The sequence below is a fragment of the Amycolatopsis anabasis genome (assembly GCF_009765355.1).
In the GTDB taxonomy this organism is placed as follows: domain Bacteria; phylum Actinomycetota; class Actinomycetes; order Mycobacteriales; family Pseudonocardiaceae; genus Amycolatopsis; species Amycolatopsis anabasis.
Genome location: NZ_VTHK01000065.1, coordinates 1 through 14,221, shown reverse-complemented (window position 1 = coordinate 14,221; position 14,221 = coordinate 1). Strand labels below are relative to the sequence as shown.

The 14,221-nt window shown below is 71.1% G+C and carries 14 protein-coding genes; 6 read left to right on the top strand and 8 right to left on the bottom strand.

The genetic code is table 11. The features are described from left to right. Positions 1-62 precede the first annotated feature (62 nt). Entirely contained in the window at positions 63-1,115 is a 1,053-nt protein-coding gene (locus FXO23_RS43415) for an alpha/beta fold hydrolase (RefSeq protein ID WP_158893523.1), read from the bottom strand. Positions 1,116-1,326: 211 nt separating this feature from the next. On the opposite strand from FXO23_RS43415, the gene FXO23_RS43410 reads away from it, so the two are divergent. The 5 genes from FXO23_RS43410 (at position 1,327) to FXO23_RS43390 (ending at position 6,812) form a co-directional block, all read left to right on the top strand. Then, the gene (locus FXO23_RS43410; RefSeq protein ID WP_158893521.1) at positions 1,327-2,154 is read left to right on the top strand and encodes an SAM-dependent methyltransferase; all 828 of its coding nucleotides are present in this window, start codon (positions 1,327-1,329) and stop codon (positions 2,152-2,154) included. Between the two features lie 178 nt (positions 2,155-2,332). Continuing rightward, positions 2,333-4,438, top strand: a complete 2,106-nt coding sequence (locus FXO23_RS43405) for a putative bifunctional diguanylate cyclase/phosphodiesterase (RefSeq protein WP_158893519.1) — start codon at positions 2,333-2,335, stop codon at positions 4,436-4,438. Between the two features lie 2 nt (positions 4,439-4,440). After that, the gene (locus tag FXO23_RS43400) at positions 4,441-5,334 is read left to right on the top strand and encodes a LysR family transcriptional regulator (RefSeq protein ID WP_158893517.1); all 894 of its coding nucleotides are present in this window, start codon (positions 4,441-4,443) and stop codon (positions 5,332-5,334) included. Positions 5,335-5,418: 84 nt separating this feature from the next. After that, positions 5,419-5,949 (top strand): nuclear transport factor 2 family protein, encoded by a 531-nt coding sequence (locus FXO23_RS43395; protein ID WP_246258414.1) that lies wholly within the window; start codon positions 5,419-5,421, stop codon positions 5,947-5,949. Positions 5,950-5,966: 17 nt separating this feature from the next. Then, positions 5,967-6,812, top strand: a complete 846-nt coding sequence (locus FXO23_RS43390) for an SDR family NAD(P)-dependent oxidoreductase (RefSeq protein WP_246258413.1) — start codon at positions 5,967-5,969, stop codon at positions 6,810-6,812. Between the two features lie 2 nt (positions 6,813-6,814). Here FXO23_RS43390 and FXO23_RS43385 read toward each other — a convergent pair whose 3' ends face one another. Further along, positions 6,815-7,750, bottom strand: coding sequence for an NADP-dependent oxidoreductase (locus FXO23_RS43385; RefSeq protein WP_158893511.1), 936 nt, complete (start codon positions 7,748-7,750; stop codon positions 6,815-6,817). A 103-nt stretch (positions 7,751-7,853) separates the two neighbouring features. Here FXO23_RS43385 and FXO23_RS43380 point away from each other — a divergent pair, with 103 nt between their 5' ends. Continuing rightward, complete coding sequence (locus tag FXO23_RS43380) at positions 7,854-8,801, top strand: GlxA family transcriptional regulator (protein WP_158893509.1); 948 nt, start codon at positions 7,854-7,856, stop codon at positions 8,799-8,801. A gap of 194 nt (positions 8,802-8,995) precedes the next feature. On the opposite strand, the gene FXO23_RS43375 is transcribed toward FXO23_RS43380, so the two are convergent. From FXO23_RS43375 to FXO23_RS43350, 6 genes are all read right to left on the bottom strand, one after another. Then, complete coding sequence (locus FXO23_RS43375) at positions 8,996-9,802, bottom strand: methyltransferase domain-containing protein (RefSeq protein ID WP_158893507.1); 807 nt, start codon at positions 9,800-9,802, stop codon at positions 8,996-8,998. 38 nt (positions 9,803-9,840) lie between these two features. After that, complete coding sequence (locus FXO23_RS43370) at positions 9,841-11,163, bottom strand: erythromycin esterase family protein (RefSeq protein ID WP_158893505.1); 1,323 nt, start codon at positions 11,161-11,163, stop codon at positions 9,841-9,843. Between the two features lie 103 nt (positions 11,164-11,266). Then, positions 11,267-12,142: an ABC transporter permease gene (locus FXO23_RS43365; protein WP_158893503.1), complete on the bottom strand. Its 876-nt coding sequence runs from the start codon at positions 12,140-12,142 to the stop codon at positions 11,267-11,269. Continuing rightward, positions 12,129-12,914 carry an ABC transporter ATP-binding protein gene (locus FXO23_RS43360; RefSeq protein WP_158893500.1) on the bottom strand — a complete coding sequence of 262 codons (786 nt, stop codon included), beginning with the start codon at positions 12,912-12,914 and terminating at the stop codon, positions 12,129-12,131. Before FXO23_RS43360 ends, FXO23_RS43365 begins: the two co-directional genes overlap by 14 nt. 18 nt (positions 12,915-12,932) lie before the next feature. Further along, a complete protein-coding gene (locus FXO23_RS43355) occupies positions 12,933-13,994 on the bottom strand; it encodes an ABC transporter substrate-binding protein (RefSeq protein WP_246258405.1) in 1,062 nt (353 codons plus the stop codon). A gap of 1 nt (position 13,995) precedes the next feature. Beyond that, positions 13,996-14,221 (bottom strand): elongation factor 1-alpha C-terminal domain-related protein (locus FXO23_RS43350; RefSeq protein WP_425484963.1); only part of this gene is annotated, 226 nt, incomplete at its 5' end.

Genomic DNA, 14,221 nt, shown 5'->3' with positions numbered 1-14,221 from the left:
TCCTGGCAGTCGCGAGGAACCGGTCCCCCTTGACGCTAGTGGCTTCCCCGCGGACGCGCAGGTCAGCGGCCCACCTTGCGGTCAGCCCATTCGGCGACCGCCTGGAAGTAGTCGGGTGCGTTGGGGGCGTAGTTGATCGCGTGCCCGTAGCCCTGCAGCGCGTAGGCGCTCAGCTCGGCGGCGGGGGAGTAGTACAGCGCTTCGGAGTTCTTGATCCCCGCCGCGGACGAGCAGTCGGTGGCCAGCAGCCCGCAGAAGACCGTGTCCTGGCCCAGCGCGATCATGACCGGCTTGTCGATCAGCAGCGAGTACGGCGCGATGATGCCGACGGGGAAGAGGTCCGCCGCCTGGGTGTACGCCGACGTGTCCTTTGTGGATTCGTCGAAGGCGATGGCGCCGTCGACCTTCGACCCGGGCGCGTGGAAGATCGAGTAGCGGGTGTCCGGCAGCGTGGTCAGGTACCCGGGGTCGTAACCGTCGCCGGCGAACTCGGGATCGAGCAGTGCCGGGTAGGTCGCGGCGAAGACCCGGAGCGTTCCTTCGAGGTTCAGCCGGTGCGCCAGCCCGGTGACCAGCACGCCGTCGACGTCGTGGAACGTCGCCGCCTCGACGATGGCGGTGCCCGATCCGAACGAGTGACCGCCCAGGATCACCTTGCCGAAACCCGGCCCCTGGTCGCCGGACCGCAGCGCCTGGATCACCTGGTGCACCGCGGCGGCCTCGGTGATCGTGGTCAGCAGCGCGCTCGGTGGCGTGGAACTGCGGCCGGTGCCGAGCCGGTCGAGCGCGAGCGTGGCATACCCCGCCCCGTTCATCGCTCGCCGGAACGAGCGAATCTCCGGCTCGTACTGGACATCCCAGTACGAACTGTTGTACGTGCCGCCGGGAAGGAGAACCTGAACCGTGTTCGCGCCTCCGGCCGGTACGCACAGGGTGGCGTGCATCGTTTGCGGGACGGCCACGAGCGTCACCGGGAAATCCAGTTCCTGGCAACTCGGCTCGGTGGCCCGGGCCGGGGCGGGCACCAGCAGGAAACCGAGTACCACCGCGGTGAGTCCGGCGGCGCGCCAACGGTGGCTCGGGGCGCGTTCGCGCCCGGTGCGGAACCGGTACACGGGGAAATTACCTCCGGAAAGGAAATTGCGTCGATCAATCGAAGGTGGTGATATTTCGGCGGGGGCGAAACGGATGAGCCACCCTAGACGCCGTTCGGCGCATTACGACAGCACCCCAACGGCTGATGTGCCGTCACACCGATGGCCCAGTCGTGTGGGCGCCGCGGCTGGGTAGGCTCTTTCCCTTCCGAGCGGATGGGGGTGCTCCACGATGGTGCGACGGCAGGACCAGGACTGGGTTCCCGCGGGAATCGACACGATGACGCCGAGCAGTGCGCGCACCTACGACTTCCTGCTGGGCGGCGCGCACAACTTCGAGGCCGATCGAGCGGCCGCGGCGCACGCGGAGAAGATCATGCCCGGCATTCGGGACGTCGCCCGGCTGAATCGCGCGTTCCTGCACCGGACCGTCCAGTTCATGATGGCCGAGGGGATCCGGCAGTTCCTCGACATCGGTTCGGGCATCCCGACGGGCGGCAACGTGCACCAGGTCGCCGAGGGAATCGATCCCGATTGCCGGGTGCTGTACGTGGACCGCGACCCCATCGCGGTGGCGCACAGCGAGTTGCTCCTCGCCGCCAACGACCGCGCCGCGATCGTGCACGCGGACTTCGGCGATCCGGAACGCATTTTCTCCAGCCCCGAGGCGCGCCGGTTGCTGAACCTCGACGAGCCGGTGGGTGTGCTGATGGTGGCCTTGCTGCACTGGATCCCGGACGAGTACGGCCTGCCCGCGCTGCTCGCGGAGTACCGCGCCCGCGTCCCGGCCGGGAGTTACCTGGCGATCTCCCACCTGACCAGTGAGCAGCAGACCGGTGAGATCGACAGCGCGGTGAGCATGTTCAACCGCGCGAAGGGGCGAGACCAGGCAACCACCCGGACGTACCGCGAAGTCCGTGCGATGTTCGGGGACTTCGAACTGGTGGAACCGGGTCTGGTCGGCTGCGCGCTGTGGCGGCCCGCGGGGCGGGGCGACGTCTCCGACAACCCGGAGGCCAATGCCCAGCTCTACGGTGGCGTCGCCAAGAAGGTCCGGTAGATCGGTCTCCCGGTTGCCGGTGAAAGGGGTGCATAGGCGATAAAGATCTTCACGATATTGCCGTGCGTGATCGATTTCTCCCTATCGGGTGGGCGCCCGGTCACGCCAAGGGAGCGCCGAGCCTTCCGCCACGATGGGTACGCTCAAACGTCCACGAAACGGCGACCTGGAGCCCACGATGGCCGACCTGAGCCGTAAATCGGATACCCCGGCCGGTGGTGACCGTGCGCGGCTGCTGCTCGCCCGGAAATGGGCCTACCGCCTGCTCGGCACCACCTGTGTGCCGGTGGCTCAGCAGGACCTCGAGGGCGAACTGCGCACGATGCTCGACACCGTCTGCGCTTGCGTGCACCGCGAGCCGTTCCGCACCGAGCCCGCCCGCGAGGTCGGTGCGCGGTTGGTCGAGCTGGGCTGTACCGGCGCCGACTCGCTTCCGTGCACTGTGGACGTTCTGGGCAAGGGACTGACCGCGCAGCGGGAATTCCAGCCGATCGATCGGTTCGCCGAACGGATCGCGCTCGTGCTCGGCGCGGTGGCCTGCGGCTTCGCCGCGGCGATCCAGCGCGTCACCTTCGACGAGCAGGAGCAGATGCAGCGGTCCCTGCTCAAAGCGGTCCAGGACATGAAAGGGGACCTCAAGCGGAGCGAGGAGAGGTTCGACCAGGTCGCCACGGCCTCCGCGAGCGGGATCCTGATCACGGAGCCGGACGGACGGATCGTCCGCGCCAACGGCGCGATGGCGGAGATCCTCGGCTACCGGGCGTCCGAACTGGCGGAGACCAACCTCTTCGAAGTCGTGTCCGGCGAACACGCGGCCGCGTTGCGAGACGGCTACCAGGCGCTGCTGGCCGGGCGCCGGGCCCGGATCAAGCAGGCGCATCGCTTGCTCCGGGTCGACGGGGACGCGGTCCGGGTCTCGGTGACCATGTCGGTGCTCGACGATGGCGAAGGCGGGCCGAATCAAGTCGTCCTCGTGGTCGAGGACGACACCGAGCTGCTCCTGCTGCAGAGCGAACTGAACCGCCAGGCGGTGCACGATCCGGTGACCGGACTGCCGAACCGCCAGTTCTTCGGCGGCCGGCTGGAAAGCGCGTTGCGCCAAGCGGATTCCCGGTACGGGCTGACCCTGTTCCACCTGGAGCTGAACGCGTACGGGGTGGTGTGCGACGGTCTGGGCAGGAAGGCGGGTGACCAGCTCCTCGTCGCGGCCGGGCGGCGGCTGACCGCGTTGTTCGGCGCGGAGAAGGCGGTCGTGGCCCAGATCGGCGACGGCCGGTTCGGGATCCTGGTCGAGAATTCCGCGGACACCCCCGAGGTCGCGACCCTGGTGGCGAGGATCAACGAGGAGCTCGCCGAGCCGATCTATGTGGACGATCAGGGCGTGACCGCGCTGGCCAACATCGGCGTGCTGCATCGCCCGGAGCCGGGAGCGGATTTCGCTGAGGTGCTGCGTGCCGCGGATCTGTCCCTGCGCCGAGCCAAGGCGAACGGTCCGGGGCAGTGGGAGCTGTTCCACGCGGTGCCCGGCGCCCAGGACCGGAAGACCTGCCTGCTGGCGGCCGCCATGCCCGGGGCGTGGGAACACGGCGAGCTGCGGGTGCACTACCAGCCGATCGCGTCCCTCGCCGATGGCCGGATCACCGACGTGGAGGCGACGCTGCACTGGGACCGCCCGAAGGCCGGTCCGCTGGACCACGACCGGTGCGTCGAGCTGGCCGAGCTGACCGGGCTGGTCCTTGCGCTCGGGGCGTGGGAACTGGACACCGCGATCCGCCAGACCGGGTGGTGGCAGCAGCGGCTGGCTCCCGGGCTCGGCCTCGCGGTCGGGCTGACCCCGAGCCAGGCCGCGGACGCGGACCTCGTCTCCCGCGTGGTGCGGATCCTGGATGCCACCGGTTTCCCGTCCGAGCTGCTCACGGTGGGCATGCCGGTGCGGGCGCTGAGCGGGCCGCAAGCCCGGGACAACCTCGGCGTGCTGGCCGACCTCGGCATCCGGCCACGGCTCGACAGCTTCGGCACGGCAACGGCCGAGCTGACCCTGGTGGAGGACCTCCCCGTGCGCTCGGTGCGCCTCGCGCCTGCGCGATCGGCCACCGACTCCGCTGCCGGCACCGTGCTGATGACCGTCGTCCCGCTGATCCGGAGCCGCGGCGCGACGGTCGTCGTCGACGACGTGCACACCGCGGAGCAGGCTGCCTGGTGGCAGCGGACGGGCGCCGATTCCGCCTATCTCGGCGTGTCCGGGCCGCCCTCCGCGATGGTCGCCCGTCTCGGTGGCCAGTAGCGGTGCGGGCGAGCGAGGACGTCCACCTCCGGCTGCTTCGGTACTTCGTGGCGGTAGCCGAGGAACTGCATTTCACGCGGGCCGCCGAGCGGTTGTTCGTCTCGCAGCCGACCCTGTCGAGGCAGATCCACCAGCTGGAGTCGCAGGTCGGCACCGCCCTGTTCCGCCGCGACCGCCGGGATGTCGCGCTCACCGACGCCGGTCACGCGCTGCTGCCCGCCGCGCGGGAGCTGGTGGCCGCCTGGGACGCGGCCGTGGCGCGGGTCCGGGAGGCTTCCGCGGCGCGGCTGCGGGTGGGCATGTCCACCGCGCTGGGCCGCGGCGTGCTGCGGCGGGTACGCGCCGCCTTCGCGGTGGCGCGCCCCGCGGCCGAACTGGTCGTTCGCCAGATCGGCTGGGACGACCCCACGGCCGGGCTCGCCGACCGGAGCGTCGACGCCGCGTTCCTCTGGCTTCCGCTGCCCCGGCCGGAACGGTACGACTGGCTGCCCGTCGCCGAGGAGCCGCGGCTGCTCCTGCTCGCGGACGGCCACCGGCTCGCCGGTCGCGACGAGGTGCGCTTCACCGAACTGCTCGACGAGCCCTGGCTCGCGTTGCCCGAGGATTCCGGCGGGCTGCGCGATTTCTGGCTGGCTACCGCCCAGCGTGGGGGTCATCCGGTGCGGGTCGCCGCGGAGATCACCACCAGCGACGAGACCTACGAGGCGCTCGTCAACGGGGTGGGGGTGTGCCTGGTGGCGGCCGGGAACGCGCCGATCTACACGCGCGACGGCGTGGTGGCGGTTCCGGTGCGCGGCCTGGATCCCAGCCGGTTGGTGCTGGCCTGGCGCCGCGACGACCGGCGCCCGCTGGTCCGGGACTTCGTCGCGGCCACCCGGCGGGTGGTCGAGCCGTGATGCCTCGAGCGTATGAGAACGGGTATTGGACGGCGGTTCCCCCGGCTGGTTGCGTGGTCAGCGATCGCCGGAGAGGAGTCCGCAGTGGACGAGACGTTGAGCAGGGCCGCGCTGTTGCGCGGCGCGGGAATCGGCACGGCCGGCTGGGTCGCCGCGTCGGTGCTGGGCGCCGGATCCGCGGGCGCGCAAGCCGCGGATCATCCGAACGTGCGGTTGATCCGCGACTACTACCGGGCCTACGCCGAGGGTGACCCGCGGGCCCTGGAACGGTTCTTCGCCCCGGACATCCGGTGGACGATTCCGGGGCGGCACCCGCTGTCCGGCACGAAGGTCGGCGTCGCCGAGGTGCTCGCGTTCTTCCGGGAACTGGGCCGCGCCGGGTTCCGCGCCGAGACGTTCTTCCTCGCGGCCCACGGGGACTGGGTCGTCGATCTGCACCGGGGATGGAGCACCACCCCGGCCGGGCTGGACATCACCTGGGCGCTGGCTTTCCGGATCACCGGGCGCAAGATCGCGGAGGCGATCAACTTCGCCGCCGACCAGCATGCCGCCGACGCGTTCTTCTGGCAGCACTACCCGTTGGCGCCGCTACCGGATCGGCTGGCGGGCCGATGAACGTCCAGAACCGGGGAATGACCCGGCGACACGCGTTGCTGGCCGGTGGACTCGGACTGGCCGCCGGGGCACCGGCGGCCGTCGCCGAGGGAACGGGTCGGCGCGGCCGGTTCGCGGGCCAGGTCGTGCTGATCACCGGAGCCACCTCGGGCATCGGCGCGGCCACCGCGCGCGCCATGGCCGCCGAAGGCGCGCGGGTGTTCTTCTGCGGCCGCCGGGAACAACTCGGCCGGCAGGTGGCCGACCAGATCCGCGCCGCCGGCGGCGATGCCACCTACCGCCGCGCGGACGTCCGCCACGAGAGCCAGGTGCGCGATTTCGTGCAGGCCTGCGTCGACCGGTACGGGCGGATCGACATCGCCTTCAACAACGCGGGAATCGAGAGCCCGCGGGCGGTGCGGCTGCACGAACAGTCCGTTGTGGACATGGAGGCGGTGTGGCGGACGAATGTCGGCGGCGTCTTCCTGGCGATGAAGTACGAGATCCCGCAACTGCTGCGCCAGGGCGGCGGGGTCATCGTGAACACCGCGTCGATCTCGGCCGAAGCCGGATTCGCCACGATCGCCCCGTACAACGCGAGCAAGCACGCGGTCGCCTCGCTGACCAAGGTCGCTGCCCTGGAATACGCCGCCGACAACATCCGGATCAACGCCTTCGCGCCCGGCGCGGTGGACACGCCGATGCTGCGCCGCGCCGCCGAGGCGTTCGGGCTGACCTACGAGCAGATCGCCCAGAGCTACCCGATCAAACGCATCGTCCGCGCCGAGGAGATGGCGAACGTGGTGCTGTGGCTCGGTTCCGGCGAAGCCAGCGCGGTGACCGGCACCGACCTCGACGCCTCCGGCGGCTATCTGACCGGCTGAGGTCATGCGTTCACGGTGAGCACGAGTTTGCCGGCCGTCCGGCCGGTCTCGCCGCGCCGGTGCGCCTCGGCGACCTGCTCCAGCGGCAGTACGCCGTCGATCTCGGCGCGCAGGCGGCCCGCGCCGGCCAGTGCGGCGATCGCCCGCATACCGGCGTGATCGGCTTCGACGGTCAGGTTCTCCAGCCGGACGCGGCGCTGTTTGGCCGCGGGTTCCATGTCTTCGGAGTGCGAGAAGAGGATGGAGACCAGGGTGCCGCCCGGGCGCAGGGTTCGCAGCGAGCGCGGGCCGTAGTCGCCGCCGACGGCGTTGAGCACGAAGTCGACGTCCCGCACCGCCTCGGCGAAATCGGTCCGGGTGTAGTCGACCATCTCATCGGCGCCCAGGCCGCGGACGAAGTCGTGTTTGGCCGCGCGGGCGGTGCCGATCACGTGCGCGCCGCGGGCCTTCGCGATCTGCACGGCGAGGTGGCCCACTCCGCCGGCCGCGGCGTGGATGAGCACCCGCTGGCCGGGCTGGACGTCGGCCGTGTCCACCAGGGCTTGCCAGGCGGTGAGCGCGGCCACCGGCAGCGCCGCCGCCCGGACGTGGTCCATTCCGGACGGTTTGCGGGCGAAGTTCCGGGACGGGGCGGCCACGTATTCGGCGTAGGCCCCGGCGCCCCGCGGGTAGTCGAGCATGCCGAAAACCTCGTCGCCCGGCTTGTAGAGCGTCACGCCCGCGCCGACGGCCTCGACGACGCCGGAGACGTCCCAGCCCAGGACGAACGGCGGCGTGCCCAGATACAGCCCGGTGGTGCGGTGCATCCAGTCGGTCGGGTTGACGCCGGCGGCGTGGACCCGGACCAGGACGTCGGAGGGGCCGAGCGTCGGCCGGTCGAGCTCGACGACGGTGAGGACTTCCGGACCGCCCAGGACCTCTTGGCTGATCGCGCGCATCAACGGTTTCCTTTCTCGCGGAACGTCTTGTGCGTATGCAGACTGCTGGCACCGGCGGGCGGCGGGAAGTGGCCTGATGGTCATGATGTGCGAGGATCGGGCCATGCACCGCGTTGTCGTGCTCGCCCTGGACCACGTCTTTCCGTTCGAGCTGGGCATTCCCGCGCGCGTCTTCGGCGCGGCCCGGGGTCCCGCGGACGAGCGGCTCTACGAGGTGATCACGTGTTCGCTGGACGGCGGGCCGGTCACCACCGCCGCCGACTTCGCCATCGCGGTGGAACGCGGCGGCGCTGCGCTGGAGACCGCGGACACACTGGTCATCCCGCCGTTCGCCTGGGAACCCGCGGACAAGGACGCGCTCGAACCGCCGATCGACGTCTTCGCCGCGATGCGGCCGGGCACCCGCGTCGTGTCGATCTGCACCGGGGCCGTTCTGCTCGCCGCGGCCGGGCTGCTCGACGGCCGACCCGCGACCACGCACTGGTGCGAGGTCGAGCGTTGTCAGCGATTGTTTCCCCAGGTGAAATGGGACGCGAACGTGCTGTTCGTGGACGACGGCGAGGTGCTCACCTCGGCCGGAGTGGCGGCCGGAGTCGATCTGTGCCTGCACATCGTCCGTCGCGACCACGGGAGCGCGGTCGCGAACCGCGCGGCCCGCCGCTGTGTGGTACCGCCCTGGCGCGACGGCGGGCAGGCGCAGTACATCGAACGTCCGGTGCCCAATCCGTCGACGGCCACCACCGCGGCCACCCGGGCCTGGGCGCTGCAACGGCTCGAGCGCCCGCTGCCGCTGACCGAGCTGGCCGGGCACGCCCGGATGAGCGTGCGGACCTTCACCCGCCGCTTCCGGCAAGAAGTCGGGATGAGCCCCGGCGACTGGCTGATCGGGCAACGGGTGGAGCTCGCCCGGCACCTGCTGGAGGCCAGTGATCTTCCCGTGGATCAGGTCGCCCACCGCGCCGGGTTCGGCTCGGCGGACTCGCTCCGCCAGCACTTGCACGCCGCGGTCGGCGTATCGCCGCTCGCCTACCGGCGGACGTTCCGCGCCTAGGACGTGTTTCAAAAGCCGTGTGTTCCCGCTCGAGACGACCCGGCGCGCGCCTCGGCCGAAGGCCCCGGATTTGCGGAGGCAGGCCGCAGACCTGCTCCACGTGAGAGACCTGCGCGAGTCACGGCCTGGCTACGCAAATCCGGACGCGCGCATTATGAAACACAGCCTAGCTCCCGGGCCGGCCGAGCAAGGCGTTACGGGCGGCGGCCCCATGCGGAAATCATGGGGGAGGTGGCCAGATCGAGGCGGCCGGAGCCGACGTTCGCGAGATGGCGATCGATTTCCTCGTCGGTCGCGAGCCCAGCGGCGACGAGACCGTCGCGTACTTGGCGGACCGTCGCGGCCTCCAGGACGTCGCAGGCCGGTGCGGTGATCGGGAAGTACGCGTCCGCGTGGACGCCGGTCAGCCCTGCCTCCCGCAGCAGGCGGGGGAGCTTCCGGCCGTAGGCGAGGTCGGCGCCGCGGGACGCCAGCAGTGAACGGAAGCCGGACCGCAGCTTGTTGGCCAGCACCTGTTCGGGCCCGTGCTCGTCGAGGCAGATCAGCGGCTGCGCCGCCGGATCGGCGTCCTCCACCAGCAGCCAGCCGCCCGGCCGCAGCGAGTCGGTCATCGCGCGCAGGGCCCGTTCCCGGTCGGCCACGTGCACCAGCACCAGCCGGGCATGCACGAGATCGAAGCCGCCGCGCTCGGGCGGCTCGTCCTCGCCGACGTCGTGGCGCAGGACCTCGACGACGCCTCCCGCCGCCTCGGCGGCCCAGGAGGTGTCGATGTCGGTCGCCAGCACCCGGCCGGTCGGCCCGACCCGCCCGGCAAGCCAGGTCACCACCGAGGGGCCGCCTGCCCCGACCTCCCAGCATCGCCATCCCGGAGCGACGCCCAGGTCCTCGATGTGCCGGCGGGTGGAGGGGTCGAACAACTCGCTGAGTGCGTCGAAGCGGGTGCCCGCCTCAGGCTGCGCGTTGTCGAGGAGGTAGCCGTCGTTCGGGGAGGCGGGTGTCATGAGATCAATTGTCGCGCGTGACCGGAAGCTGGCCGACCTCACCGCGGCTGCCAGTGGGAGAAGGTTTCCTGGACGTCGTGGGGCGAGTGGGCGAGGGCGTCGTGATCGGGTTCGGCCGGGGTGACGTGCGGGAGGTGGACGAGGACGTCGTAGGCGTCCAGCGGGCTCGTCTCGGCGTAGTAGGTGCCGAAACGCTGCTGGGTGGCGGCCCGGACGGCGGCGGTGTCGGCCGGTGAGAGCCGCCGGAGGTCGGTGGCGAAGGGGCGGTCGCAGCTGGCTTCCATGAGCGCGTCGAGGCTGCTGGGCCGGGGTGGTTCCAGGTCGGTGAAGAGAGTCCCGGTGTAGAAGTCGGGGCTGGTGTTGAGGGTCTGGCCGGTGCCGTTGGTGATGCCGATGACCCGGTAGTCCTCGCCGATCCGGTCGGCCAGGTGCATGCCCATCGGCGTCGCCGGGGACTCGCCCTGCAGGGTGGTGGGCCAGCGTTGGAGGTGGCCGTTGTGGGCGGCCAGCACGATGCGGTCCTCGCGGCGCAGGATCCACTCGACGGTGTCCGCGATCGTGGCGTCGCGGTTGAACAGCACGGTCCGCAGGTCGCCGCGGGCCATCGCGCGGATGCCCAGGTCGACGGTGATCGTGATGCGCAGTGCGCGCAGCGCCCGCTCATACGCCTCGGCGGTGGTTCGCCGGACGTACTCCAGGCGCCGTCCCGCCATGCGCGCGGCGAGTTCGGCGAGGCCCGCGGTCAGCAGGTCCCGGTCCGCCGCGGCGAGCTTGCCGTAGGCGGTGATCGCGGCGGGCAGGGACAACGCGGACGGCGGCGCGAAAGCGGCGGCCGTCTCCCGGATGCCCGCGTCCACCGCGAACTCGGGGTCCGCCTCCGCGAGGTAGGCGACGACGGCGTCCAGGCCGGGTAGCGGGGACACGTTCGAGCCGCACAGGTCGATCCCGTAGAAGCCCACCGGCCGTGCCGCGCCGCGGTTGTGCCGCCGCATCCACTCCAGGTGGGCGCGCTGCTGCGTCCACAGCCCCATCAACCCCGTGATGCCGTTCGCCAGGACGTCACCGAGCTGGTCCTCGCCGCCCCGGACCCAATCGTCGGCCTGCCGGCCCTCGACGAACCCGGACTCCAACGCGTAGGCGCCGAACCCGTGCCGTTCGACCAGGTACCGCAGCAGGCGGTGGCGCAGCAGGTAGGACTCGGCGTTGTAGTGCGCGCTCTCGCCGATCGCCACCACCCGCGCGTCGCCGATCGCCGCGTCCAGCCATGCCAGGTCGTCCAGCGGCGCGGCCGGATCCAAGGTGCTGAGCGGGAACACCGCCTCTTCGCTGAGCCGAGCCGCCTTCGCGATGTCCGTGGTCACGCCAAGCCCCTTTCGCGTCGCACCGTGACCGGGTTGGCCACGACGACGAGCGTGCGGGCGATGGGCTTCACCGCGGTTTCAGATCGGTTTCCGAGTACCGGGGTCAGGGCGTGGTGAGGCCGCGGGCTCGCAGCACCGCGCGTTCGAGTGGGCGGAACAGCAGCAGGTCGACGCCGATGCCGACGAGCAGGATGAGGAAGATGGCGGAGAGCACCATGGGCATGTCGTTGAAGTCCTGCCCCTGGCTGAGGTAGGCGCCGAGCCCGATGCCCAGTTGCGGGGAAACCGCGATGAGTTCGGCTGCCATCAGGGAACGCCAGGAGAACGCCCATCCCTGCTTCAGCCCCGCCAGGTATCCGGGCAGCGCGGCCGGTAGCAGGATGTGCCGGGCGGTGGCGAATCGGCCCGCGTTGAGCACCCGGCCCACGCGCAGCAGGATCGGCGGAACCTGGTCGAGACCGGCGATCAGGCCGTTGGCTATCGAGGGGATCGAGCCGAGCAGCACGACGAAGTAGATCGCGGGATCGCTGATCCCGAACCACAGAATCGCCGCAGGCACCCAGGCCACCGACGGCAGGCTCTGCAGCCCGGTGAGCAGCGGGCCGATCGCGGCGCGGACCAGGGGAATCCGGCCGACGAGCAGACCGAGCGGGGTCCCGATCGCGGCGCCGACGGCGAACCCGAGAACCGCCCGATGCCCCGAGGTCCACACGATCTCGAACACGGAGCCGTCGACGGTGATGGCCCAGAACGTCGTCCACACCGTGCCGGGCGAGGGAAGTTTGAACTCCGGCCACCACGCGCTGGCCCACAGCGCCTGCCACACCCCGATGACGAGGGCGAAGGCCGCCAGGGGAGGCAGTACCGTGCCGAGCAGGCGGCGCCGGACGGAACGCCGGTGGGCGGTGACCGGGGTGTCCAGCGCGTCCAGTCCCGCCCCGACCGCGGCGCTGTCGGGTTCGGCCTCAGCTCGCCGCATGGGTCCGGATCACTTCCCGCAGCCGGGCACTGATCTCGTCGACCAGCTCGGCCTCGGTGGATTCCGCCGTATTCGTCCACTGCCGCACGACACGTCCCGGCCGCGAGGAGAGCAGGACCAGGCGCCGCCCGAGGCGGACGGCTTCCCGCACGTCGTGGGTCACGAACAGGACCGCGGTCGCGGTGCTGCGCTGAATCCGCCGCAGTTCGCCTTGCAGGACGTCCCGGGTGATCGCATCGAGTGAAGCGAACGGTTCGTCCATCAGCAGCAGCGGTGGCCTGCTGTCGCCGTCGACCCGGTAGGTGGCGGCGAGTGCCCTGGCCAGCGCGACCCGCTGCCGCATCCCGCCGGAAAGCTCGTGCGGTCGCTTGTCACCGGCCCCGCCGAGGCGGACCAGCTCGAGCAGCTCGGCGACCTTCGCGCGGCGCAGTGGCGGCGGGAACCCGGCCAACCGCAACGGGAGTTCGACATTGCGGGCCGCGGTCAGCCACGGCATGAGGGCGGCGTCCTGGAACATCACCGCGGGGCGTGCGGTGTTGCGCGTGATGGTGCCGGTGGTCGATTCGTCCAGGCCGGCCACCAGATTGAGCAACGTCGTCTTGCCGCATCCCGAAGCCCCGAGGACGCAGACGAACTCCCCGGCGCCGACGGTCAGGTCGAGCCCCTCCAGCGCTGTCACGGCGCGCTCACCGTGCCCGAAAACCTTGGTGACACCGGCCAGCCGGACCGCTGTGCCGGTCGACTGCGAGCGCACCGCCTGGTCGGTGACCATAGTGTCGCGGACCTCCTCTCACTCGACCCGAAATCCGGCGGTTCTGATGGCGGGCTTGCCGCGCGCGGCCAGTTCCTCGTTGAGCAGCCGCAGATCGATCAGGCCTTCGAGATAGGGCGGGCTCGGTATCACCCCCGCCGTCACGGAGTCCTGGGCCAGCTGCGCGTAGGTGAGGGCGTGCGGATCGGGAGAAAGCTGGACCGCGTCGAAGGCGCGGTCCAATGCGGCCGGGGAAAGCCGGTTCCGGGTTCTCGCTTCGATGCCGTCGTTCACCGCCGCTTTCGCTTCGTCCCGGTGGGCCGCGGCCCACTCGAGCACGGCGACCTGGCCCCTGAGGATGGCCCGGATGGTGGTGGGGTGGCGCTGGAGGAACTCGTTCCGGGTCACCACCACGGTGGTGGGGAAGTGGCCGCCCGGCCACAGGGTCTTCTCGTCCACCAGCACCTTGGCGTGGGCGTCCAGAACGAGGCGCGAGGCCCAGGGCTCGGGCAGCCAGGCGCCGTCCACTTCGCCGCCGCGGAACGCGTCGAACGCCTGCGCGTTCTTCAGGGCCGCGACGGAGACTTGGCCGGCCAGGCCGTTCCGGGCCAGCCAGGTCTTCAGGGCGATGTCCTGCGTGCCACCGAGCTGGGGAGTGGCGAGGGTGCGCCCCCGGAGCTGCTCCGGCGCGGCGATGTCCGGTTTGACCACGAGCTGAACGCCGCCGGAGACCGCCCCGGCGATCAGCCGGACCGTACCGCCGGACTTGGTGAAGGCGTTGATCGCCGGGCCGGGACCGAGGAACGCCACGTCCAGCGAACCGCCCAGCAGCGCGCTGATGGCTTCCGGGCCCGCGTTGAAGGTTTGCGGAACCAGCTTGGACGGGCCGAGTTCGCGGGCGAAGAATCCCTTGTCCACCCCGATGATCGCCGGGGCGTGGGTCACATTCGCGAAATAGCCGACCCGGATTTCGCCGACGGGTCCCAGGTCCCGCGGCTGCCCGGTGGTGGCCGGGTCGCCGCCGCCAGCGCGGGAACAGGACGCGAGTGCCAATACCAGGGCCAGGACCACAGCCGTGCGGCGGGAAAGGCGTGTGCTCACTTCATCGCGCCTTCGTGGCCAGGGTGCCGAACGCCGGGAGCGGTGCGCCGACCATCCCGGCCGCGAGCGTGTCGCCGTCCTTCGGGTCGATCACCAGGAACGCCCCGGCACGGCGGCTGGTGGTGTAGTCATCGGCCGCCACCGGCTGCGCGAGGCGGAACCGCGCCTGGCCGATGTCGTTGAGTTCCAACGTTTCCGGGTTGTCCACACTGGACAGTGTTTGTTCG

Coding starts and splice junctions, on each gene's coding strand:
- FXO23_RS43410 (WP_158893521.1), top strand. CDS start 1,327: ATGGTGCGACGGCAGGACCAGGACTGGGTTCCCGCGGGAATCGACACG.
- FXO23_RS43405 (WP_158893519.1), top strand. CDS start 2,333: ATGGCCGACCTGAGCCGTAAATCGGATACCCCGGCCGGTGGTGACCGT.
- FXO23_RS43390 (WP_246258413.1), top strand. CDS start 5,967: ATGACCCGGCGACACGCGTTGCTGGCCGGTGGACTCGGACTGGCCGCC.
- FXO23_RS43385 (WP_158893511.1), bottom strand. CDS start 7,750: ATGCGCGCGATCAGCCAAGAGGTCCTGGGCGGTCCGGAAGTCCTCACC.
- FXO23_RS43380 (WP_158893509.1), top strand. CDS start 7,854: ATGCACCGCGTTGTCGTGCTCGCCCTGGACCACGTCTTTCCGTTCGAG.
- FXO23_RS43375 (WP_158893507.1), bottom strand. CDS start 9,802: ATGACACCCGCCTCCCCGAACGACGGCTACCTCCTCGACAACGCGCAG.
- FXO23_RS43365 (WP_158893503.1), bottom strand. CDS start 12,142: ATGCGGCGAGCTGAGGCCGAACCCGACAGCGCCGCGGTCGGGGCGGGA.
- FXO23_RS43360 (WP_158893500.1), bottom strand. CDS start 12,914: ATGGTCACCGACCAGGCGGTGCGCTCGCAGTCGACCGGCACAGCGGTC.